Annotated in this window: 20 protein-coding genes; 5 read left to right on the top strand and 15 right to left on the bottom strand. The window is 63.8% G+C overall.

The genetic code is table 11. The features are described from left to right. Positions 1-118 precede the first annotated feature (118 nt). The gene (locus Q0K00_RS04220) at positions 119-649 is read left to right on the top strand and encodes a helix-turn-helix domain-containing protein (protein ID WP_297227575.1); all 531 of its coding nucleotides are present in this window, start codon (positions 119-121) and stop codon (positions 647-649) included. 141 nt (positions 650-790) lie between these two features. Here Q0K00_RS04220 and Q0K00_RS04225 read toward each other — a convergent pair whose 3' ends face one another. From Q0K00_RS04225 to Q0K00_RS04285, 13 genes are all read right to left on the bottom strand, one after another. Beyond that, positions 791-2,086 (bottom strand): MFS transporter, encoded by a 1,296-nt coding sequence (locus Q0K00_RS04225; RefSeq protein ID WP_297227576.1) that lies wholly within the window; start codon positions 2,084-2,086, stop codon positions 791-793. A 13-nt stretch (positions 2,087-2,099) separates the two neighbouring features. After that, positions 2,100-3,680: an L-serine ammonia-lyase, iron-sulfur-dependent, subunit alpha gene (locus Q0K00_RS04230; RefSeq protein ID WP_297227577.1), complete on the bottom strand. Its 1,581-nt coding sequence runs from the start codon at positions 3,678-3,680 to the stop codon at positions 2,100-2,102. A 604-nt stretch (positions 3,681-4,284) separates the two neighbouring features. Continuing rightward, a complete protein-coding gene (locus Q0K00_RS04235) occupies positions 4,285-5,145 on the bottom strand; it encodes an FAD/NAD(P)-binding protein (RefSeq protein ID WP_297227615.1) in 861 nt (286 codons plus the stop codon). Positions 5,146-5,181: 36 nt separating this feature from the next. Beyond that, the gene (locus Q0K00_RS04240) at positions 5,182-6,249 is read right to left on the bottom strand and encodes a 4Fe-4S dicluster domain-containing protein (RefSeq protein ID WP_297227578.1); all 1,068 of its coding nucleotides are present in this window, start codon (positions 6,247-6,249) and stop codon (positions 5,182-5,184) included. Then, positions 6,246-7,694: a hydrogenase iron-sulfur subunit gene (locus tag Q0K00_RS04245; RefSeq protein ID WP_297227579.1), complete on the bottom strand. Its 1,449-nt coding sequence runs from the start codon at positions 7,692-7,694 to the stop codon at positions 6,246-6,248. The genes Q0K00_RS04240 and Q0K00_RS04245 overlap by 4 nt, the downstream gene beginning before the upstream one ends. Next, positions 7,682-9,643 carry a CoB--CoM heterodisulfide reductase iron-sulfur subunit A family protein gene (locus tag Q0K00_RS04250; RefSeq protein WP_297227580.1) on the bottom strand — a complete coding sequence of 654 codons (1,962 nt, stop codon included), beginning with the start codon at positions 9,641-9,643 and terminating at the stop codon, positions 7,682-7,684. The genes Q0K00_RS04245 and Q0K00_RS04250 overlap by 13 nt, the downstream gene beginning before the upstream one ends. After that, complete coding sequence (locus Q0K00_RS04255; protein WP_297227582.1) at positions 9,640-10,548, bottom strand: CoB--CoM heterodisulfide reductase iron-sulfur subunit B family protein; 909 nt, start codon at positions 10,546-10,548, stop codon at positions 9,640-9,642. The genes Q0K00_RS04250 and Q0K00_RS04255 overlap by 4 nt, the downstream gene beginning before the upstream one ends. Further along, a complete protein-coding gene (locus tag Q0K00_RS04260; RefSeq protein WP_297227584.1) occupies positions 10,545-11,129 on the bottom strand; it encodes a 4Fe-4S dicluster domain-containing protein in 585 nt (194 codons plus the stop codon). Before Q0K00_RS04260 ends, Q0K00_RS04255 begins: the two co-directional genes overlap by 4 nt. Before the next feature lie 144 nt (positions 11,130-11,273). Further along, complete coding sequence (gene aroQ / locus Q0K00_RS04265) at positions 11,274-11,717, bottom strand: type II 3-dehydroquinate dehydratase (RefSeq protein ID WP_297227585.1); 444 nt, start codon at positions 11,715-11,717, stop codon at positions 11,274-11,276. Between the two features lie 5 nt (positions 11,718-11,722). Beyond that, the gene (aroE, locus tag Q0K00_RS04270; protein ID WP_297227586.1) at positions 11,723-12,577 is read right to left on the bottom strand and encodes a shikimate dehydrogenase; all 855 of its coding nucleotides are present in this window, start codon (positions 12,575-12,577) and stop codon (positions 11,723-11,725) included. 196 nt (positions 12,578-12,773) lie between these two features. Beyond that, positions 12,774-14,321 (bottom strand): flagellar hook protein FlgE, encoded by a 1,548-nt coding sequence (locus Q0K00_RS04275; protein WP_297227587.1) that lies wholly within the window; start codon positions 14,319-14,321, stop codon positions 12,774-12,776. 121 nt (positions 14,322-14,442) lie between these two features. Continuing rightward, the gene (locus Q0K00_RS04280) at positions 14,443-14,859 is read right to left on the bottom strand and encodes a rhodanese-like domain-containing protein (RefSeq protein ID WP_297227588.1); all 417 of its coding nucleotides are present in this window, start codon (positions 14,857-14,859) and stop codon (positions 14,443-14,445) included. 8 nt (positions 14,860-14,867) lie between these two features. Then, on the bottom strand, positions 14,868-16,055 hold the full coding sequence (locus Q0K00_RS04285) for a pyridoxal phosphate-dependent aminotransferase (protein ID WP_297227589.1): 1,188 nt from the start codon (positions 16,053-16,055) through the stop codon (positions 14,868-14,870). 90 nt (positions 16,056-16,145) lie between these two features. On the opposite strand from Q0K00_RS04285, the gene Q0K00_RS04290 reads away from it, so the two are divergent. After that, a complete protein-coding gene (locus Q0K00_RS04290; RefSeq protein ID WP_297227590.1) occupies positions 16,146-16,586 on the top strand; it encodes an MbtF in 441 nt (146 codons plus the stop codon). 324 nt (positions 16,587-16,910) lie between these two features. Here Q0K00_RS04290 and Q0K00_RS04295 read toward each other — a convergent pair whose 3' ends face one another. Further along, on the bottom strand, positions 16,911-18,605 hold the full coding sequence (locus tag Q0K00_RS04295; protein ID WP_297227591.1) for a 3-phosphoshikimate 1-carboxyvinyltransferase: 1,695 nt from the start codon (positions 18,603-18,605) through the stop codon (positions 16,911-16,913). Positions 18,606-18,804: 199 nt separating this feature from the next. Further along, the gene (locus Q0K00_RS04300; protein ID WP_297227592.1) at positions 18,805-19,893 is read right to left on the bottom strand and encodes a TOBE domain-containing protein; all 1,089 of its coding nucleotides are present in this window, start codon (positions 19,891-19,893) and stop codon (positions 18,805-18,807) included. Positions 19,894-20,118: 225 nt separating this feature from the next. Here Q0K00_RS04300 and modA point away from each other — a divergent pair, with 225 nt between their 5' ends. The 3 genes from modA to Q0K00_RS04315 all read left to right on the top strand — a co-directional run bounded on the left by modA (position 20,119) and on the right by Q0K00_RS04315 (position 22,451). Continuing rightward, positions 20,119-20,823 carry a molybdate ABC transporter substrate-binding protein gene (gene modA, locus Q0K00_RS04305; RefSeq protein ID WP_297227616.1) on the top strand — a complete coding sequence of 235 codons (705 nt, stop codon included), beginning with the start codon at positions 20,119-20,121 and terminating at the stop codon, positions 20,821-20,823. A gap of 90 nt (positions 20,824-20,913) precedes the next feature. Then, a complete protein-coding gene (gene modB / locus Q0K00_RS04310; protein WP_297227594.1) occupies positions 20,914-21,696 on the top strand; it encodes a molybdate ABC transporter permease subunit in 783 nt (260 codons plus the stop codon). Then, positions 21,690-22,451, top strand: coding sequence for an ATP-binding cassette domain-containing protein (locus tag Q0K00_RS04315; RefSeq protein WP_297227596.1), 762 nt, complete (start codon positions 21,690-21,692; stop codon positions 22,449-22,451). Before modB ends, Q0K00_RS04315 begins: the two co-directional genes overlap by 7 nt. Positions 22,452-22,734 lie beyond the last annotated feature (283 nt).

Genomic DNA, 22,734 nt, shown 5'->3' on the forward strand with positions numbered 1-22,734 from the left:
GCGCCTCTTTTCTTGCCGCCGTTCAAATTAGATGCATATCTTTGTGGGCAAATATAATTTGACGACACTGTCTAGAGAAAAGAACCGTCCCTGCCGGGTCTGGTGAAGGAAGCGCGCTATGGACTTTGGAAGCAGTTTGCGGAAGCACAGAAAGGAAAGGAAGTTGACGCTGGCTGCGCTGGGCAAGCTGACGGGGCTGTCCGTCTCCTATCTCAGCAAATTGGAGAATGGCGTCTCCACGCCGTCACTGGCCAATATGCAGAAGCTGTGCGAAGCCCTGCAGATATCCATGATCGATCTGCTGGACGAGCGCTTCCCGGCCGCGGAAAAGATTCTGGCCCGCTATAACGAACAGCCGAACATCTTTTCCACCGAGTCGGGCGTGCTGTACAACACGTTGTTCGACAAGTCGCCCAAGGCCAAGATCGTCAGCATGATCATCGACGAGGACAACTTTCAGGAGGAGATGTCCTGGGGCCATCACTACGATGAATTCGGCATCGTGGTGGAAGGGGCCATGAACCTCGTCATTGGCGAAGATTCCTATGCCATGACGCCGGGGGACATCATTTTCATCAAGGCGCACACCGTCCATAAATACCGCAAGACGGCTCCGGGGCGCTGCGTTTCTTTCTGGATATACGTCTGAGGCGGATATGCCGCCTCTTCGCGCTGGTCCCGTGCCGGACGGCAGCGAAAAGAAAAGCCCCTTGCGGCGTGTTGCCGCAGGGGGCTTTTCATGAGGAGGAGAGGAACGACACGCGCTCGTCGTGCCGTTCCCCGGCTGGTGTCAGGCTTGGGGCTTGAGGAACTTCTTGTTGGTCTCGGGAGCGAACAGCTGGCAGATGACCCCGCCGGCCACCAGGGCCGCGATGCAACCGGCCAGGGCGGCATTGGTGCCCCAGGTGTCAAGCACGGTGGGGAGCAGGAAGGTCGCTCCCGCCGCGCCGATGCGGCTGCAGGCGATGGTGAAGCCGATGCCGCAGCCCCTGATCTCCGTGGGGAAGAGTTCGGGAGGGTAGGCATATTCCAGCACTGAGGCCGCGGCAATGGTGAAGCTGAACACGGAGATCAGCAGCGTGATGGCCATCGCGGAAGTGGTCGGCACGAAAATGATGGTCAGCAGCGCCAGCGCGCAGAGGTAGAACGTCGAGATCAGGAAGCCACGGCGAGAGACCTTGTCCACGATCCAGGTGCCGAACATGACCCCGGCAAACAGGAAGACGTTGAAGACGATGCCCGAGGTATAGGGGTCTTCCATGTCGAAGTTCTTGAAGATGATGGGCAGGAAGATGCTGAGCGAAAAGTAGGGGATGACCTGAAAGGCGTAGAAGGAGCCGGAGACGAGACTTCTGGTGCGCCAGCGGGAGCTGAAAAGATCCTTCCAGCCGAGCTGCGTGGTCTGTTGCGGCAGGGGCGGGATGCAGTAGCCTTCGCCCAGATGGGTGCGGATGACCTTCAGTGCGTCCGCTTCCCGATTCTTGCCCATGAGCCAGATGGGGGATTCCGGGGTGCCGTAGCGCACGAAGAGCGATATGAAGGACGGCACCGCACAACTCAGCAGGATCCAGCGCCAACCGGCTTCCTGCAGGAAATAGCCCGTGATGTAGGCGCTGACGTAACCGGCGGCCCAGATGGCCTGCATGAAGCCCAGCGCCCTGGCCCGTTGCTTGAGCGGGGTCCATTCGCTGACCAGCGTGACGCCGACGGCATAATCCGCGCCGATGGCCAGCCCCAGCAGCAGGCGCAGGGCCAGCAGCTGACCGGCGCTGCTGACGAAGTATTGCAGGATGGAGACGGCGGCAAAGATCAGCATGGTGTACTGATAGATGGCCTGTCGACCGAAGCGGTCGACTATGGGACCGGCAAAGAGGCTGCCGAACATGAGGCCGAACAGGGAGGCCGCGCCGATGAAGCCCAGCATCCAGGGGGTAAGACCCAGTTCGGTCGTGGCCAGGCTCAGGGCGATACCGATGGAGCCGAGCATGAAGCCATCGCTGTACTGACCGAACACCCCGCCCAGCAAGACCTTCCAGTGGAGCCTGCCAAAGGGCGCTTCTTCGTAACTGACGGAAACTGTGGACATGGAGCGACCTCCTTTATCTGGTTTGCTGTCGTTTTGCCTGAAGGCACGTCTCGATCTCCCGCGCCTTTGCCGTGAGGCAGAGCCCGCCGAGCCCTGTGCAGCGCAGTTCGCGGGGCAGCATGGTACCTACCGAGTACATGGCCTGTATGGTCTGATCGAGAGGGATGACCGCATCGAAGCCGGCATGTGCCATATTGGCCGCGATGAAGGCGTTGCCCACGGCAGTGGAATTCCGGTTGATGCAGGGGATGTCCACGCAGCCCGCCACAGGGTCGCAGACGAGCCCCAGCATGTTTTGCAGAGCCAGCGAGGCCCCCTGGAGGGCCGTGACGTGATCGCTGCCCAGATAGTGGGAGACGATGGCGGCTCCCATGCAGCTTGCCGCGCCGATCTCGGCCTGACAGGCGGCCACTTCGGCCGCGAAGGTGGCCTGACTGGCGATGAAAACGCCGATGAGACCGGCGCACAGCAGGGCTCTGGCGGCTTCCTGTTCGTCCGTCTCGCCCAGTCCCACAAGACCGAAAAGGATACCGGGGATGACCCCGCAGGAACCTGCGGTAGGGGCGGCCACGACCCGGCCCATGGCGCTGTTGTTCTCCATGACGGCAGTGGCGTAGATGATGCCGCGCCCGATGTTCCCCATGTCCGTCATGGTCGCCGCGCGGGCATGGAGCTTGGCCGCACAGGGCGTGATGAAGCCTGCGCTCTCCAGTCCTTCGCCCAGCCCCGCGGTGATGGAATCGCGCATGATGCGCACAAGGCGCATGGCGTAGGCCAGCACCTCTTCTTCCGTCCAGCCGCTGCGGGCGCTCTCATACCGGACGGCCGCCTGCCAGAGGGGCATGGGCGAAGTCTCCAGAAAACGCAGCAATCCCTCCGCTGTGCTGAAGGGCGTCTTGCTTTCCGGCTGGGCCGTCACCGGCAGGATGGCCGGTACATACATGAAGGTGATGCCCTGCTCCCGGCAGGCCGTGCCAAGGCGTTGCAGCAGCTCCATGGACGGACTGTGCGTCAGGCCGATGTGCAGCAGTTCGTCGCTGCGCGACCGGGCAAGGATGTGGTCGATGTCCGCCAGCAGCGGGGCCAGCGCGTCCAGCCGTCCCGCCTCGCCGTCGGGAGCAAGGAAGAGAAGCTCATGGGCGTCGCCAACGCAGTCCAGGGCGTGCCCGTTGAGAGAGCGGATGGCGAACATGCCGCCGCCTACGGACCACGACCCGACGGCAAGCTTCCTGCCGGTGGCGGTATCGGTGAGTTCAACGACGCTCAGATTGGGATGATCAAGGGGCATGTCCACGATCTCGATGGACAGGGGGATGCCTTTTTCCTGCAGGCGGGTGAGGGAATGTCGAAAGTCCGGGTCCGTGACCTCCATGCCGAGCAGCCCCGCCACCAGCGCGATATCGGATTTTTGCCCCTTGTAGACGCCGGCGTAGGAGCCTTTTTGCGGAAAGAGGATACGGACAGCGGAAAAGTCCGGCATCAGATGATGGATGAAACAGCCGATCCGCCACGGTCCTGCCGTGTGCGAGCTGGACGGCCCGGTCATGATGGGGCCCAGCACATCGTTGAAAATGCTCACTGCCGGGGTTTGCATTGCGACCTCATATTTATGGATAAAAAATTTTTTCCTTTATTCCTCAAATTATCGCCATAAATTGGGCTTTTTGAGGAAAAATTTTCCTAATAACCTCTTTTTTCTTGTTACTATGGAAAATTTTCCTGTAAGTCAATAAAATTTTCCAAAGAAGAGAAAAGCGTGTGCGACAAGGTCCGTGGGAAACGGAAAGCGGATAGCGCGGGGGACGGATCACAAAGCCTGAGAGCGTATTGTCTGGCAAAAGGCAAGACGGGGGTGGCATTGCGTCGCCGCCCGAACTGAACGAGGAGAGCCGCGTTTTTGCCGCGACGCGACAGGCCGTATGGTTTGAAATGCGCAGCGTTTCAAACTGAAAATGCTCTTGGGTCTGTTAACACAAATTTTGCAAACAATTTCAGTAGATAAGTCAAACAGACTGTATGCACCGCTTGCTTTTGGGACGAGAGTGCCTCGTGTCGTTGACTCTTCCTCCCAAACAGGCAACGAATAGTGTTAACAGGCCCTCGGCGCGCGGGGGAGGAGCGAAAGGCAGGAGCGCGCAGATAAAAAAAGGCGGTGGAGCCATGCTCCACCGCCCTGTGTGAGGCGTAGCGCCGCGGGATTAGAGTTCCGGCGGCAGACCGTTGAGCTGCTTCAGCGTGAAGACGGGGCCGTCGATGCAGACATAGTGGCTGCCGATGTTGCAGCGGCCGCAGATGCCGATGCCGCACTTCATGCGCTTTTCCAGCGTGGTCACGATGTTTTCATGCTGGAAGCCCAGTTTTTCCAGAGCCTGCAGCGTGAACTTGATCATGATCGGCGGGCCGCAGAGCACGGCCACGCAGTTGTCCGGCTTGGGGCCGATCTCGGTCAGCACGTTGGGGATGAGGCCCACCTTGTGCTGCCAGCCTTCGGCCGGATTGTCGATGCAGAGGTGGCAATCCAGATCGGGATTGTCCAGCCAGCCCTGCAGTTCGTAGCTGAAGGCCATGTCGCTGGGGCTCTTGGCGCCGTACAGCAGGCTGACCTTGCCGTAATCCTTCTTGCGTTCGAGGATGTGCAGCATGATGGTACGGATAGGCGCCATACCGATACCGCCGCCCACGAAGAAGATGTTTTTGCCCTTCCAGTCCTCGTAGGGGAAGAAGTTGCCAAGGGGAGCGCGCACGCCCACCTTGTCCCCGGCGGAAAGACGGTGGATGGTGGAGGTCACTTCACCGGCCTGCATGACGGAGAACTGGAGGTAATCCTTCATGGACGGCGGCGAATTGATGACGAAGGTGGATTCACCGGCCCCAAAGACCGAGAGCTGGCCCACCTGGCCGGGTTCGTATTTGAAATTGGCCATCTGCTCAGGATCGTCGATCACGACGCGAATGGTCTTGATGTTGCCCGTTTCCTGAATGGTTTCCACCACAGTGGCCGCCATGGGCTTGTAGGGATTGCCCTGCGGGAGCGGACGGGGGGTCAGCTCGCGCAGCATCCCTTCCTTTTTGCTTTGAGTCGCCATGTCTTACCTCTACTTAGCGGCCTTGTCGGCGTTGATGGCATCCAGCACGATCTGGCGAATGTCCAGGCTCACGGGGCAGTTGCTGATGCAGCGGCCGCAGCCGTTGCAGGAGAAGGTCCCCCAGTTCTCCGGATAGGTGGAGAACTTGTGCGAAACGCGGTTGCGCATACGCAGGGCCTTTTCCATGCGCGTGTTGTGCCCGCTGGCTTCGCGGGTGAACAGGGGCGACATGCAGTTGTCCCAGGTCCGCAGACGGCGTCCGCCCTTTTCGCTGGTGGCTTCGCCTTCGTCGGTGATGTTGAAGCAGTAGCAGGTGGGGCAGAAGTAGGTGCAGGCCCCACAGGACAGGCAGCGGTCGGTCTCGCGGGTCCAGAAGTCCACATCGGTGAACTTGGCCGCCACCTTGGCCGGAGCGTCCTTGAGGTTGGGGGCCTTGACCAGCGTGGCCCACGCGGCCTTGCGCACGTCTTCCATCTCCTTGAAGCGATCCGCGCCGTCGTCAAGACCGCTGCCTTCCAGCAGGGCGTCGCCCTTGGGGGTGATGCCCTGGAGGATGTAGCCGTCGCTGAGTTCGGTCATCAGGATGTCGGAGCCTTCCGGAGAGGAAGGACCGCCGCCCACCCAGTGGCAGAAGCAGGTGTTGCAGCCGCTGTTGCAGGTCAGGGTGATGACGGTCAGTTTTTCACGCCGGGCCTTGTAGTAGGGGTCCGCGATGGGGCCCTTCAGATAGGGACGGTCCAGCGTGACGTAACCGCGGGCGTCGCAGGGACGGGCCGCAAAGACCACCGTGGTCTCGGCCTGCGGGGTGTCGTCCAGTTCCAGCGTGACGTTCTGCGGATTGGCCTTGTCCTTGACCTTGCGGTAGCTGACAAGGGTCTCGCACTGGGGCAGCACGGCGGCCTTGGCGGGCACGGTGGCCTTTTCCAGCGTGAACTCCTTGCCTTCCTTCCACGGTTCAAACACCACGGAGCGCTTGTCGGCGGGCTTCACCACAGGGGCCAGCACGCGGGCGTCCTTGGAGAGGTGAGCCAGAAACGCCGGGAGGCCCTCAGGCTTTACAAAACGGGTGATGCTCATTTCCACTCCCTCTCATGAATGTTCTTTTCTTCCACTTCGTAGCCCAGCAGCGGCGGCACGGCTTCGGGATCGACGCCGGACTTGTAGCCGTCGAAGAGCTGACCCACGGCGCGGGCGATCTGCTGGCGCAGGGCCAGGATCGGGATGCCCACGGGGCAGGCGCGCTGGCACTCGCCGCAGCCGGTGCAGCGGCCGGCCAGGTGCATGGCGTGGATCGTCTGGAAGAAGAGTTTGTCACGGGTGCTGTCTTCCTGCGAGATCCAGTGCGGTTCGCGGCTCTCCGCGATGCAGTAGTCGCGGCAGACGCACATGGGGCAGGCGTTGCGGCAGGCATAGCAGCGGATGCAGCGTTCCATCTGGCCGCGCCAGAAGGCAAGGCGCTCGTCCAGGCTCATGGAGTCGAGCAGGGCCAGTTCCGGCGGGGTGTAGGGGCCGGGCTTCACTTCGGTGGGCGTGCCGATGAGGGTATCGGAGAGCACCGCGGTGGGCATGGTACAGCCGTAGCACTTGCCCTGCGCGAAGTCGTTCATGCAGAAGCGGTGTTCCTTGCCGTCGGCGGTGATGGTCACGCCGACTTCGTCATACTCCACCTTGTCGATGGTGGTGTAACGGCCCAGTTCCTGATTGACGCGGGCCATGTCCAGCGTACCTTCGCACGGCATGGCGAAGATGGTCACGTCCTCGCGGTTGATCAGGTTTTCCTGCAGCAGTTCCACCACGGACTTGGCGTCGCAGCCCTTCACCACGATGCCCACCTTCTTGCCCTTGTACTGGGGCAGGTAGACGGCGGGGTTGTTCACGTTGAAGGGGCCCCACACCAGCTTGTCCACGTCTTCGGGCGTACGCATGAAGAGCGGCACGGTGCGGGCGGCGTCGTAACCCTGCTGCCAGCCGATGACCACTTCCAGCTCGGGCAGCTTGGCCTTGATGGCGGCCTTGAGCTCGTCCAGCTTGTTTTTCTGGCCGGTGCCGAGAGGACGCAGCGAGGTCAGGGCCATGTCCACGACCTTGAGCAGAGGTTCCGGATCTTCCAGCTTCGGCGCGGGGCCGAGATCGTGGATGCGCTTGGTGAAGGTCTGCACCACATGCTGCCAGCGCTGGCCTTCGGAAGCGGACACCCAGGTGTACTCGAAGCGACGGTCGTCGATGCCGAGCACGGGCAGGAACTGCTTCAGCACTTCCAGGCGGCGGCGGGCATAGAAGTTGCCCGCGGCATAGTGGCAGTCGCGCGGATGGCAGCCGGAGACCAGCACGCCGTCAGCGCCGTTGAGCAGGGCCTTCACGATGAAAAGCGGATCGATGCGGCCCGAACAGGGGACGCGGATGATACGCAGGTCGGTGGGCTGTCCCGCACGGGCCGTACCGGCGGTGTCGGCACCGCCGTAGGAGCACCAGTTGCAGAGAAAACCCACAATTCGCAGTTCTTTGCCGTTCAGCACTGGCATAGCGTGTTAACCTCCGCAAGAATCTGGTTGTCGGTGGCGTGGGAGAGCTGGATGGCGCCCTGCGGGCAGGTGGAGGTGCAGAGACCGCAGCCCTGGCAGACGGTTTCGATGACCTGAGCGTACATCTTGCCGCGGAACTCCACTTCCTTGATGGCGCCGAAGGGGCAGCAGCGGATGCACTTGCCGCAGTCCACGCAGCGCTTCATGTCCACGCTGGCGATCTGCGGGTCGTTCTCCAGCTTGTCCTTGGAGAAGAGGCCCAGCACCTTGGCGGCGGCGGCGGAACCCTGGGCCACGGAGGCCGGGATGTCCTTGACGCCCTGGCAGACGCCCGCCAGATACACGCCGGCGGTATTGGTCTCCACAGGCTTCAGCTTGACGTGGCTTTCCAGGAAGAAGCCGTAGCTGTCGTAGGAGATACGCAGCTTTTCGGCCAGCTTGGGCGAACCCTTGGCGGCTTCCACGCCCACGGCCAGCACCACGAGGTCGGCCTTGATCTCGACGCCTTCGCCAAGCAGCGTATCCACGCCGCGGACGATGAGATGGCCTTCGCCGTCAGGATAGATCTTGGAGACACGGCCGCGGATGTATTCCGTGCCGTATTCTTCCATGGCGCGACGGGTGAACTCGTCGTAGATCTTCCCGTTGGCGCGGATGTCCATGTAGAAAACGTAGGACTTGGAATCCGGGATGTGGTCCTTGGTCAGGATGGCCTGCTTGGCGGTGTACATGCAGCAGAAGCCGGAGCAGTAGGGACGGCCGATGGAACGGTCACGCGAACCCACGCACTGGATGAACACGATGTTCTTGGGCTCCTTGCCGTCGGAAGGACGCTTGATGTGCCCTTCGGTGGGGCCGGAGGCCGAGAGCAGGCGCTCGTACTGCAGGGAGGTCACCACGTCGGGGTAGCGTCCGCCGCCGTATTCTTCATAGACCGTCCAGTCCATGAGGTCGTAACCGGTGGCGGCCACGATGCAGCCCACTTCCTCGGTGATGATCTCATCCTGCTGCTCGTAGTTGATGGCGCCGGTGGGGCAGACCTTGGCGCACACGCCGCATTTGCCCTTGGTGAGCTGGCGGCAGTGTTCGGGATTGATGACGGCCTTCTTCGGGATGGCCTGCGGGAAGGCGATGTTGATGGCCGTGGTGGGGCCCACCAGTTCGTTGAAGGTGTCCGGCGTCTTCTTGGCCGGGCACTTTTCCGTACAGGCGCCGCAACCGGTGCACTTGTCCCAGTCCACATAGGTGGCGCGCTTGCGGATCTTGATGCTGAAATTGCCCACGTAGCCGGAGATGTCTTCTACTTCGGACTTGGCGTACAGCGTGATGTTGGGATGCTGGGCCACGTCCACCATCTTGGGACCGAGGATACAGGCAGAGCAGTCCACGGTGGGGAAGGTCTTGTCCAGCTTGGCCATCTTGCCGCCGATGGTGGCTTCGCGTTCCACGAGCACCACCTGGATGCCGCCTTCGGCGCAGTCAAGGGCGGCCTGGATGCCGGCCACGCCCGCGCCGATGATCAGCACGCGCTTGTTGACGTCGAAGGACTTGGCCTTGAGGGGCTTGTCGTTGCGCAGCTTGGCCACGGCGATCTGGACGAGTTCGGTCGCCTTGTTGGTGTTGGCTTCCTTGTCCTTGCCGATCCAGGAGACATGCTCGCGGATGTTGGCCATTTCGAACATGTAGCGGTTCAGGCCGGCGCGTTCCACCGTGCGGCGGAAGGTCGGCTCATGGATACGGGGGCTACAGGAAGCGACCACCACGCCGTCGAGTTTGTGCTCGTGGATGGCCGCCTCGATGGCAGCCTGTCCCGGCTCGGCGCAGGTGTACATGATGTCCTTAGCCAGCACCACATCGGGGAACATCCGCGCATTCTCGGCCACCTTGGCGCAGTCCACGGTGCCGGCGATATTGCTGCCGCAATGGCAGATGAAAACGCCTATTCTCATGCCTTGTCTCCTTCGGGAGCCTTGCTGTAGGCAGCAGGCTGATCCAGCTTGCGCAGCAGATTGTCGGCGCTGACGCAGAGTTTATCCAGCCCGAGCGCGCTGGGCGCGAGGCCGAAGGCGATGCCCATGAGCTGGGTGTAGTAGAGCACCGGCATACTGAAGGCGACGCCCGCTTCCTTGGCCGCCTGCTGCTGGCGCAGGTCGAGGTTCATCTGGCAGAGCGGACAGGCCACGACCACGGCATCCACGCCCAGCATGGTGGCCAGGTTGAGGATGCGGCTGGTCAGGCGGGCCGTCATGGCGCGCTCGGGGATGCCGTAGGACGCGCCGCAGCATTCGGTCTTGAGCGGGAAGTCCACCATTTCCGCGCCGCAGGCGGTGAGCAGGCTTTCCATGAGGGTGGGGTTCTCGGGATCACCGAACTCCATGACCTCGTGCGGACGGCTCATGAGGCAGCCGTAGTAGGCGGCCAGTTTCAGACCGGCCAGCGGCTTGCGCACGCGCGCGGCGATGGCGTCCGTGTCGTAGACGCGGGCGATGCCCTGCATGACCGAAAGCGCTTCGGGCAGGTTCTCGGACAGGGGCTCATCGAGCAGCTCGTTCACGCCCGCGCGGAATTCGGGGTTCTCCAGACGCTTGGCCGCATGGCGCAGGTTGGAAAGACAGCTCGGGCAGGGCGTCAGCACCATGTCGGCTTTCTGGCGGGCGGCAAGGTCGAGGTTGCGCGCGCTCAGAGCGCCGGAAAGCTGGGTGTCCACAGCGTGAGCGGGCGTGGAGCCGCAGCAGCTCCAGCCGTAGATCTCTTCCATCTGCATACCCAGCGCGGCGCAGACGGCCTGTGTGGACTTTTCGTAGTCGGCGGACGATCCCGTCGCCGAACAGCCGGGATAGTAGGCTATTTTCATGCGCGCACCCCCTGACGATTGGCGCGTTCCTGGTAGCGCTTGAAGATGCGGCCCACGGCTTCGGCGCCCTCTTCAGGCATCTTGTGGGGCTTGAGGCCGAGCTTGCCCTTGGCCAGTGCGGCGGGGGCAAGGTCCACGTCGGTGAACACACGCATGGAGCGCAGCATGTAGAGCACCATGGTGCCGATCTCGTAGGTACGGCCGTATTTGCGCACCGTGGCGAGGAAGGAAGTCCAGAATTTGTCCACCTTGGGCACAGTCACAATGCCTTCCTTGCGGGCCATGTGCCGCAGGGTCTCCATCACGCCGGCAACGTCGATGTTGTTGGGGCAGCGCTGACTGCAGGTGGAACAGGACAGGCACATCCAGATGGAACGGGAATTCAGCACCTTGTTTTTCAGGCCCAGCTGCACGCCGCGCATGACCTGATTGACCTGCAGGTCGTAGACGAAGCCTGCGGGGCAACCGGCAGTGCAGTTGCCGCACTGGTAACAGGTGGAAATCCTCTGACCGCTCTGGGCGTCCACTGCCGCCGTGAAGTCGGTATCGCGCATCCGGCTTAGTTCAATGGCGTCGTTCATGGGATCTCACAGGGTTAAAGTCTGAAGGACCGGGGCGTAGCCAAATTTAGGATGTCCTAACGCAAGGACAGGAAAAAATCCAGCCTTCTGCCCGCCTCTGCCATTTTTTTCACGAGGAAATATGTCGTTGCGTGGCGCGGCCTCTTACCGGGAGGCTGCCAGCGTATGCACCGCGCGCAGGCCGAGCAGGTAGCTGTCCGGGCCGAAACCGGCGATGCTGCCCGCGCTCACGCGCGCCAGCACGGATTCGTGGCGGAATGCCTCGCGCGCATGTACGTTGGACATGTGCACTTCCACCACGGGGATGGACAACATGCCCAGCGCGTCCATGATGGCATAACTGTAGTGCGTCCAGGCCCCGGCATTGATGACGATGCCGCGCGTGCCGTCATCCAGGGCCTTGTGGATGCGTTCCACCATCCGGCCTTCATGGTTGGTCTGGAAGATGTCCAGGCGCACGTCGAGCTCGGCGGCCAGTGCCCGCAGCGCGGCGTCGATCTCGGCAAGGGTGCTCGTGCCGTACTGGGCGGGATCGCGGCGACCGAACATGTTGAGGTTGACGCCGTGGAGGATCAGATAATCGTGCATGGCGTTCACCTCCTTTCCCGGCCGTCATGCAGGGCCGCTTCCAGCGCCTGCCGGGCCGCGGCAGGCAGATGCCGTCCCGTCCAGAGGTAAAATTGCGCATCGGCCTGCCCGTGGAACATCTCCAGTCCGCCCAGCGTCCGCCAGTCCGCCGTTTCGGCCTCGGCCAGGAAGCGCGTCCGCAGGGGGTTATAGACGATGTCGTAGGCCAGCCCCGTGCGTCCCTCAGCGCGGGCCTGCGTAAAGTCGTAGGGCGTCTCGCCTTCCGCCTTGCCGTACATGCCCAGCGGGGTGGCGTTGATGATCAGGCGGGCGGGCGCGTCATGGCGATCCTTCCAGGCGATGGCCCGCATGTCGAACGCCTCGGCCAGCGGGACATGCGTCCGGTCCGAGGGAGTGCAGACGGTACAGTCGCTGAATCCGTGCGCACGGAGCCCGGCGGCGGCCGCACGGGCCGCTCCGCCCGCGCCCAGCAGCAGCACGGGCGTATCCTTGGGAAGGGCGCGCTCCAGCAGCGGCGCCATGAAACCGGTCACGTCGGTATTCTCGCCGCACAGGGCGTCATCCTGCCAGTACAGGGTGTTGACCGCGCCCACAGCCTGCGCCGATGCGCTGACGGCATCCAGGTACGGCATGATGGCCACCTTGTGCGGGATGGTGACCGAACAGCCGCGCATACGCAGCAGACGGAAGCTGTCCACAAAGGCCGCCAGCCGTTCCGGGGCGATCTCCCAGCGCAGGTAGACGGCATCGCGCCCCAGCGCCTCAAAGGCCGTATTATGGATGAGCGGGCTCAGGCTCTGGCCCAGTGGCCAGCCGATGACGCCGTAGAGCTCGACGGGAAGGAAGGGGGCTTGTTGCATGGCTACACTCCGCAGACAGGAGGGCAGTATACCCCATTCCGCCGCAGGGTGCAATGGCCTGTCTGATGGAGCGGCGGACGGCGCGGGCCAGGGGAGGGGCTAGGGGCGCGTACGGGAGGCCCCTTTTGCCTACGGCCCCAAAAAAAGCGCCTCCTCCGCTGGGGAGAAGGCGCCTGCAAGGATATTGCCGGGCGGCTTACGAGCGCTTGATCTCCATAGCCTTCTGCAGCATGGCGTCGGCGGTGGTGACGGCCTTGCTGTTGGACTGGAAGCCGCGCTGGGTGATGATCATGTTGACCATCTCCGTGGAGAGGTCCACGTTGGAGCCTTCGATGTTGTAGGCATGGATGGTTGCGTAGTTTTCGGTACCGGCGCGGCCCATCTCCATCTGGCCGCACTCTTCCGTGGCGGTGAAGAGATTGTTGCCCTCACGGTAGAGGTTGTCCTCGGCAGTGAAGCGGCAGACGGGGATCTCCCAGAGCTTGATGTTCTGGCCGTTGGAATAGTAGCCCACGATATCGCCTTCGGTGGTGATGTCGTAGGAGGTCAGGCGGCCCGAGGTGTAACCGTCCTGCGAGGCGCGGGACTGATAGGAATTGCCCGCGAAGGCCGTGGTGGCGCGATTGCTGATCTCGGCGTTTTCGCCCATGCCGGGCAGCAGGGCGTCATTGGCGCCCACTTCGGCGGCGGTGGCCGGCGCATTCTCCCATCCTCCGGAGGTGATGCCGAAGTTGACGCCCACGGACTGGCCGTTGAGCGTGAACTGCGGCACGCCACCGGCAAGATTTGCCGGGGTCCAGGTGGTGAGGTCCTTGTTGCCGTCCTGCGTGGGGGTGAAGGCGGACATGCTCTTGAGCGTGCCGTCGCTGTTGAAATGCAGGGTCCCGCTCATGAGCAGGCCGGCCCCTTCGGGCAGGGTCTGCGGATTCTCGGGATCTTCGCGGTTGGCGTCCTCGATGGCTTCCTTCATCTGTTCCACGACCGTGGAGCTGGCCAGCACGAATTCGACGATGGGCTCATTGGCGTCGGAAGGCGCGCGGTCGAAATAGGCGGTCACTTCCACCGGATTGCCCTCGGCGTCATACAGGGTGATGGGCATCTGGTAGCTGGCTTCCGTATCCCCGATGGGCGGGGTGGTCGTGGCATTATAGGTCTGCTGCAGGGCAAAATAGGGATTTTCCGCACTGACGGCATTGTCCGTATCGAAACCGAGGTTGAACTGCCATTCGACCTGGCTGGTGGCCTTGGCGGTAAGCACGTCGAACGAGCTGATCTCGATGGGTTCCACCGCGTTGGAAAGATTGCCCTGATCGTCATAGCGGTAGCCGCTGACGGAATAGCCCTGCGGGTTGCGCAGGAAGCCTTCGTTGTCGGTGATGAAGTCCCCGGCGCGGGTGTAGTAGACATTGCCGGTGTCGTCATCCGTCACCTGGAAGTATCCCTTGCCGTTGAGGGCAAGGTCCGTCACCGTATTGGACGTCTCAAAATTCCCCTGGGTGAAGATGGTACGGATGGTGTCCACCTGCACGCCATGACCCATCTGCCCCAGCGCCACCTTGGAGTCTTCCTGATTGTCCCACCAGCCGCCCATCCCGGCCTGCGTGGTGTACATGATGTCGGAAAACAGGATGCTTTGCTGCTTGTAGCCAATGGTGCTGGTATTGGCGATATTGTTGCTGACCACCTGCATGCCCGTGCTCAGGGCCTTCATGCCGGTAGCGCCTATATAGAGAGCAGAATTCACAGGCAACTCCTTCCTTTTGCCGTCCTCGTGACCAATGGCGGCATCAGGCCGCCGCGTCAGAAGAACGCCGGAAGGAAAATTTTTCCTTCCGGTACGTTATGTCATGCAAGATACGTGCCCGTTATGGGGCCTGCTCCGGCTCGGTGACCGGCATCCCTTCCTGCTGCCACTGCTTGAAGCCCTTCGTGAGATGGTACAGCGGGCCGAGGCCGGCCTCCTCGAAGTATTCCAGCGCCTGTGAGGAGCGGTTGCCGGAACGGCAATACAGCAGGATGGGCGTATCCTTGGGCAGCTCGGCCAGATCGAACTCAAAGCGCGGGCTGAAGAAGTCCAGATTGCGCGCGTTGGCGATATGTCCCGCGCGGTATTCGTCCGGGGTACGGATATCGAGGATGATCAGTCCGTCGGGGGGGGAGGCGATGAGCTCCCTGGCCTCGGCGCTGCTGACTTCCTTGTGGGCAAGAGCTTCCAGAGGCATAAGGCAGACCAGCGTGAGCAACAGGGTGAGGAAAAGGGGCGCTCGCGGGAAAACGCGCATACGTCCTCCTAAAAGGCGGCCCGCGCCGCGGCGAAGCCGTCGGCGGCACGGCGGATGACCTTTTCATCCACGCAGAAGGCCAGGCGGAAGTGTCCGGGATAGCCGAAACCGCTGCCCGGCACGGCGAGCACCCGTTCTTCCAGCAGGCGGTTCACGAAGGCCACGTCGTCGCCTCCCGGCGCCTTGGGGAAGAAGTAGAAGGCCCCGGCGGGCATCTGGTAGCTGTACCCGGCGGCGTCGAGCACTTCGTTCATGGCCTTGCGGCGCGCGGCGTAGACGGAAAGATCCACCTGGCTGCCCAGCGCGGCGGCCATGATATGCTGCCCCACCACGGGCGGATTGACGAAGCCGAGGATGCGGTTGGTGAGCGTGAGCGCGGCCATGAGCGTGGCGTGCTCCCGCAGCAGCGGGGAGACGGCCACATAGCCTATGCGCTCGCCGGGCAGGGAGAGGCTCTTGGAGAAAGAGCTGATGACCACGGCATGGGGATACAGCGGCAGGACGGAGGGCACCTCCACGCCGTCATAGGCCAGGAAACGGTAGGGTTCGTCCGCTATGAGCCAGATGGGTTTGCCGAACTGGCGGCTTTTGCGCTCAAGCAGGCTGGTGATGGCCTCGATCTGACTGCGGGAGTAGACGACGCCCGTGGGATTGTGGGGCGAATTGATGAGCAGGACGCGGGTCTTTTCGCTGATGGCGGCCTCGAGAGCGTCCATGTCCGGCGCGAAGGTGTCGGGCTGGCTCTTCACGGCACGCAGGCTGCCGCCATGATTGGCCACATAGAAGCCGTACTCCACGAAATAGGGGGCAAAGGTCAGCATCTCCTCGCCGGGATTGATGACGGCCCGCAAGAAGGCATTGAGCCCGCCGGCGGCCCCGCAGCTCAGCAGCACATGGTCGCCGTCGAGCGTACAGCCCTGTTCCCGCGAGAGATGCTCGGCCAGACGCTGCCGGGCCCAGGGGAAACCGGCATTGGCCATATAGCCGAAGGCAAAGGGTTCGCCGGCATGTTCGGCAAAGGCCCGCAGCCCCTTTTCCACGGCGGGCGGCGCGGGCAGATCGGGATTGCCGAGGCTGAAATCATAGACGTTGTCGGCGCCGTATTTGGCCTTGAGCTGACCGCCGGCCTCGAACATGCGGCGGATCCAGGAGGCGTGTTCAAGATACCCCGCAACACTATCGGCAAGGATGGACATGGTGGAACTCCTAAACAAGTTGTCAATCAGTGGGGGATTGGTTATACCGTGGAAATGAGATGTTTTGCAATTCCTATGAGGGAGGACGTCATGCGGAAATTTTCGATAGGCCGATGGGGGCTGGTTGCCGGCGCTCTTCTGCTCATGGGCGGGCTTGCGGGGTGCGGCGGTAAGCAGGACATCCCCGAGACCGCGCCGCAGGGCATGAGCGTGGATGTGGATTTCCATCCGGTACATCGCTGCTCACGGCTCTCCCCCGCCATACAGGTGGCCAACGTGCCGCGCGGGACATCCTATTTTGATGTGCGCCTCGTGGAGATGGAGCCTGTGGAACGGCTGCTTGGCGGCGGCACCTGGAGCAACGACGGTTCCGGCAAGATCGCTGAGGGCGGCCTGACCAAACTGTACTCCGGTCCTTGCCCGCCGGCCGGGGTGGAACGTCGTTATTCGTATGTCATCTCCGCCATGCCTTTCGGCGGCGGGCAGCCGTTGAGCGTGCGCACGGTGGAGGTGCTGGTCGAAGGCCAATAGCGTGTTTTGCCATTGAAAAAGGTATGAGGCGCGGTGACGGCGACAGCGCCGCGCCCGGCCCAAACCAGGCGGAAAAACGCGTTTTTCCGCGAAACGACAGCCGTATGGCTGGAAACGCGAAGCGTTTCGATCGGAAAATGTCCTGATCTGCTCGATCATTTGGGATGTGGAAGAAGCGGCGGACGCCCCGGCAGGGCGCTGCCGCTTTTTTGCGTCCTCCCGGCGCGGCGGTGCCGCACAAAAAGCGGGAACCACCCGCAAGGCGAGTGGTTCCCAAAAGCAGGGGCCATCAGAGACGGATCGTCGATCCGGCGCTTTCGCGCATCAGTACTCGTCGTCCGGCAAGTCGGGGATATCGGCCAAGGCGCTCGTGATGATGCGGCGGCGCTGCCGCTGCACAGGGGCGGCAGGGGCGGGCTCCCGTTCCATTTTCGGCGCGGGCAGACCGTTGTAGAGCGTCCAGAAGGCCGGGTACAGCGTGGTGATGATGCCGGGGTTGCCGAGTCGGACAGCCCGCTTGTCCCGGGCACAGGCCGCCAGCGCCAGCGCCAGCGCCCAGACGGGGGTCGGCGCGTTCCAGCCGCGCCCCGCGGCGGCACCGGCCTCATCTTCGCGCAGCGGACGGAGCACGCCATCCTCCACGCAGAGATGGAGCGCCGAGCAGAAACTCGTCATATCGCTGCGGAATTCGTCCGTAAGGCCTTCACGCAGGGCGGGCGGCAGGGGCGCGCTCCCTTGCCGCAAGGCGGTCTGCGCCAGCAGGGCCAGCGGGAGCGGCAGCCAGTCGACGGGGAACTGTTCGGGCAGATCGAAGCCGTCGGACGCGATGGTCAGCGGGGCTGACTGCGTCAACTCGATGACAGGCGTGTCTCCCTTTTCGCTGCGGGGAGTGCAGCCGAGACGGCGCAGCAGCTCCCAACCGGCCTGCGCGGCGGGCGTTTGCGGCCAGACGCCTTCCAGACGCACGCTCCCGCCCAGCGACGGGGCCAATGCCAGAAGGAGCAGGGCAAGCTCCGCCTCCATGGGCAGGCTGGGCTTCTCAGGCAGCGCGGCCAGGCCCGGCGACACGCTGATGCGGTCCCCGTCGCGGAGGACGTCGGCCCCGGCCTGTTCCAGGATGGGCAGGGTCCGGGCATAGATGACCGTCCGCGCGGGCATGGCGGCAAGATCCAGCCGCAGGGGCTGCGCGTAGAAGGGGGCGGCCAGCAGGATGCCTTCCGCCAGTTCCACCGGCGCATCGGCGGGCAGGCGCACCATGTCCGGCAGCACGCCGGAGCATTCGAGGCGGACGGGCAGGCCGTCGGATTTGGGCACGGCCTGGATCAGGCGGGCACCCATCTGGCCCACGAAGCGGCGGGCCACGGAAAAGTCCGCGAAACGCAGGTCGGGGTCGCCCACGAACTTGGCGCGCGAGGGACGCCCCAGATAATGCCCCAGAACCAGATAGAAATTCCAGGCGCTGCATCCCACATGCACCACCTTGTCAGGCGCGGCCAGCGGCGCGGCGGACATGGCGCTCACGCCGTCGTTCTCGCGGGTGAGCGCGGCGCCGAGCTGGTTGAGCATCTTGACGCAATCCACGATGGGATCGTTCATCAGGCAGGGCTCGAGCCGCAGGGGACGACCGGCCGCCGCCGCCAGATAGAGCCAGGCGCGGGTGTCGCGGCAGGCCAGCGGCGCGCGCATGGCGAGGGCGACGGGAGCCGTGGACGGCGCAAGATTGAAGGCCGGGCGCTTGTCGGCAGGCTCATCCTCGGGACGGGGAAGGAATTCCACTTCCTGCATGAGCGTGAAAAGGCGGCTGCTCAGGCGGGGGTCCCGGCTGACGCGCGAGGCCGCGGCTTCCCAGGCTTCGCGCAGGAATTTTTCTTCCGCGGGGTCCAGATGCCCCTTGGCGGTATACATGCGCCGCAGCAGGTTATGGCGGCGCATGAGCAGGCGCAGGATGTCGCGGTCAATCTCGCAAACGGACTCCCGCAGGCTTTTGCGGGGACGATTCTCGGTGGCGTGCTCGCTCATGATGGTTCCTTGGGGGAGGGATGGCCTGACGGCGGCACGTGTGCCGCGCGGCAGGGTTGCGCCCGTTTCTCTAGCCTGAATTTGCCCGGCTGGCAAGCGGATACGCGGGCCGCCGGACGGCTCCCCTCCGCCTGACCGGTCAGGGCCGGACGACCTGTGCCGTCGCCTCGCGTTTTGCCGTTTTCGATGGCAAATCGCTCTATGCCGCCGACAGGATGACCGACAGCGCGCTGAACCAGACCTGCGCCTCCATGCCGGGGGAGAGGGGGGGCTGACGATTGTCCTCCTGCAGGATGCAGACGCGGGTGCCGTCGGCCAGGCGCAGGAGGATCTCCCGCCAGCGTTCGTCGCTGCGCATCTGTTCCACCTCGCCGCGAAAATGCGTGGCATCGGGCGGCGGCGGGCAGCCGTCCCCGGCAAGGTGGACTTGCGGCGCCTTGACATGGGCCGCAAGGCGGCAGCCCTCGTGGATTTCGAGCTGGAGGCGGCTCGTTTCGGTGATGATGGCCGTCAGCAGCAGGCCGCCGGGGGTGAGCAGTTCCACGCGGCAGGCCAGTCCGCAGGGCGCGCAGCGCAGCACCCTGCCGGAGAAGGTATTGCGGGCGCTGCTGCGCGGGACATTGTCGTCGCCCTGGATACGCTGGCGCAAAAGGGCCGTCATGCCCGGCGCGGGCGCGGCGCTCTCGTGTCGGCCGCGGCCCAGAAAGGCGTCCACGAGCGCCGGAGACAGGCCGTGCCGTCGCAGTTCCCGCGCGCGGTTCCGGCGCAGGCCGCGGGCGGAGAGCAGGCCGGAAGGGAAGCCGCAGGCGCGGCCGCACTGGGCGAGGGTACGGCGGATAAGGCTGCTGTCGCAGGACAGGGAAGCCAGCGCGGCCAGGAAGGCGGGGTCCTCCAGTCTGTCGCGCAGCGTGCGGGCAAGGGGCAGGGGGAGGGGGACGAGGCGGTCCGGGCGTCCCCGTATCCATAAACAGCTCCGGGGCCAGTCCCAGTCGTCGGGCCGCAGGGAGAGCGCTTCCACCAGCCGCAGGCCGCCGTAACGCAGCAACAGGAAGAGGAGCCAGCGACGCAGCCGGGCCTGGCGGTCGCGGACGGTGCGCGCCCCGGCGCAGCGTTCCTCGAACCACTGTTCCGCCGCGCGGCACTCCGCAGCGGACAGCGCGGGGCTGGCCGCGTCGGTGTGTTCGTCCTCAGCGGGCAGCAGGCGGCGGCGCAGCCACTCCCTGTCCTGAAGGCTCAACGAGCGCCAGAGATCTTCCAGACGTTCACGATCACGGGGGGAATTTTTCATAAGAAAAACTGTTAGCATGAAAATTCAGGATGATGCAAGAATGTGCGTTGTCACGGTTTTTCGTCAGATCGTGAGAGGTTTGCCAAAGCGGCGCACGCCGGGCAAGGTAGCCCTACGCTGCGGGACAGCGACATTTTCAACTCAAGGAGCGTTGCGATGCGCGGAAGCGGTTCGCTGTTGACGGGGAAAGCGCGTCTGGCCGCCTGGCTGTTCGGCCTCTGGCTGATGGTGGGCGGTACGGCGGCACAGGCTGAGGAAATGGTGGTCTCGGGCGCGGCGAGCCTGACCAATGCCTTTGGCGAGCTCAAGGCCCTGTATGAAAAAAAGCATCCCGGGCTGACGGTCCACACCAATTACGCCGCTTCCAATCCGCTGCTCAAGCAGATGCAGGAAGGCGCTCCGGTGGACGTCTTTGCCTCCGCGGATCAGGAGACCATGGACAAGGCCGAGAAAGCGGGGCTGATCGACCCGGCGACCCGGCGTGATTTCGTCTGCAACAAGCTGGTGCTCATCGTGCCCAAGGGGAGCGCGAAGCCGGTGGGCATGTCCGCACTTTCGGGATGCCGGAGCATAGCGGTGGGGAATCCCGACTCCGTTCCCGCCGGCCGCTATGCCCGGGAATCCCTGACTCAGGCCGGGCTGTGGGAGGCGGTCGCTCCCCGGCTCATCATGGGCAACAGCGTGCGTCAGGTGCTGGACTATGTGGCGCGCGGCGAGGTGGATGCCGGATTCGTCTACGCGACAGACGCCCGGCAAATGGCCGACAAGGTGGACGTGGCGTTCGTGGCCGAAGGTCACAAGCCCGTGCTCTACCCTGTGGCTGTGGCGACCACCGGCAAGAACGCCGCGCAGGGCAAGGCCTTTGTGGACTTCCTGCTCTCCGCGGAAGGGGGAGAGGTCCTGGCCCGCTACGGCTTTTCCCGCCCCTAGGCTCTTCCGCATCCCCGCCTGATGGCGGATCACGCGGGGCGGCATCCCTGACTCCGGGGTGCCACCCCGTGCGTGCGTCATGGATACGGCATGAACGAATTCCCTCTTCTGGATCCCCTGCTGTTGTCGTTGCGGGTCGCGGCCCTGGCGACGGTCTTTTCGTCTCTCGGGGCGCTGCTGCTGGCGTGGAAGCTTTCCCGGCGGCGCGGCGCATTGCCCGCCGTGCTGGATGCGTTCTGTGCCCTGCCGCTGGTGCTGCCGCCCACGGTCGTGGGCTATTACCTTATATTGTTGCTGGGGCGGCGCGGCGTGCTGGGGCAGTGGCTGGCCGAAGCGGGCATAAGTCTGATCTTTTCCTGGCAGGGGGCGGTGGTGGCGGCCACGGTGGTGGTCTTTCCCCTGATCTACAAATCGGCGCGGGCCGCGCTGGAACAGGTGGACAGCCGACTGGAAGATGCCGCCCGCACGCTGGGGGCGGGGGAATGGCGCATCTTCCTGAGCATCTCGCTGCCGCTGGCCTGGCGCGGCATCTTTGCGGGCATCATGCTGGCCTTTGCCCGCGGCATGGGCGAATTTGGGGCAACGCTCATGCTCGCGGGCAATATCCCCGGCAGGACGCAGACGCTGGCGCTGGCCATCTATGATGCCTTCCAGGCCGGTAATGACGCCAGGGCCACCCTGCTGGTGCTCGTCACGTCGGGACTGTGCATGGGGTTGCTGGCCGGAGCGGAGTTGCTCGTGCGACTGCGGCGAGGCAAGGGAGCTGCGCGCTCGTTGTCACCGCAGCGACGGCGGGAGGGCATCCTTTCGCGAGGGGAGGCGCGAGGCGCGGAGCGTGAGGGCTTGCTCCCCCAGCGGCGGACGGCATGTTAGAGCTGCGTCTCTTCCTTGAGCTGGCGGGCGGCGGCAGCGCGTTTTGTCTTGATGTGGACTATGCCGTGTCCCTGCGGCGGGGGCCGGTCGTCCTTTTCGGGGCTTCCGGGTCGGGGAAGTCCCTGACCCTGCAATGTCTGGCCGGTCTGGTACGCCCGGACGGCGGTCGCATCGTCTTGCAGGACGATGTTTTGTTCGATTCTTCACAAGGTATTTGGCTGCCCGCGCGGGACCGTCGGCTGGGCTACATGTTTCAGGAATATGCCCTGTTCCCGCATTTGTCCGTCCTGGCCAATGTGGCCTACGCCCGCAGCGGCGGGCGCGTGTGGCGGCCGGACCCTGAGCTGCGGGACGAGGCCCTGCAGATGCTGGAGCGGCTCGGCCTTGCCCATCTGGCGGAGCGCAAGCCGGGGGAGATCTCAGGCGGGCAGCGGCAGCGCGTGGCACTGGCCCGCGCCCTGTTCTCGCGGCCGCGTCTGCTGCTGCTGGACGAGCCGTTTTCCGCGCTGGATCCGCTGTTGCGCGAACGGCTGCGCGGCGAGCTGGCGGAGCGTGTGCGGGAGGTGGGCATCCCCCTCCTCATGATCACCCACGACCCCCTGGATGTGGAGGCGTTTGCGGCGTCGCTGGCCGTCTATGCCGGGGGAAGAGCGAAGGTCTTTGATGATTACGCTGCCGTGCGTCGCGGTTTTGCCGATACGCGCGCGTGTCTGACCTCCCTGCTCGAGCGTGTGGGCGAGCGACAGGGATCGTGACGGAAGCTCAATCTTTCCGGCAGGATGGCGGAGCGCCCTGTTGCCGTGAGGCGCGGGAAAAATCTGTGAAAAAAAATTTTATGTGGAATTACGAGAAGCTGGAGCCATTTTTTCGCCCGATGGTTGACATGTTCCGCGCTTCCGTCGTATGAAGAGTCATCCAAGCTCCCACCCGGTGGGAGCACGACCGGTACGCCTTGTGCCGGTCAGGGACAACCGAAGAGTTCGGGTTCCACGCACGCGGCGGGCTTGCCCCTGCAAGCGTGGTTGTGTTCACAATAAA

The organism is uncultured Desulfovibrio sp., assembly GCF_944327235.1.
In the GTDB taxonomy this organism is placed as follows: Bacteria; Desulfobacterota; Desulfovibrionia; order Desulfovibrionales; family Desulfovibrionaceae; genus Desulfovibrio.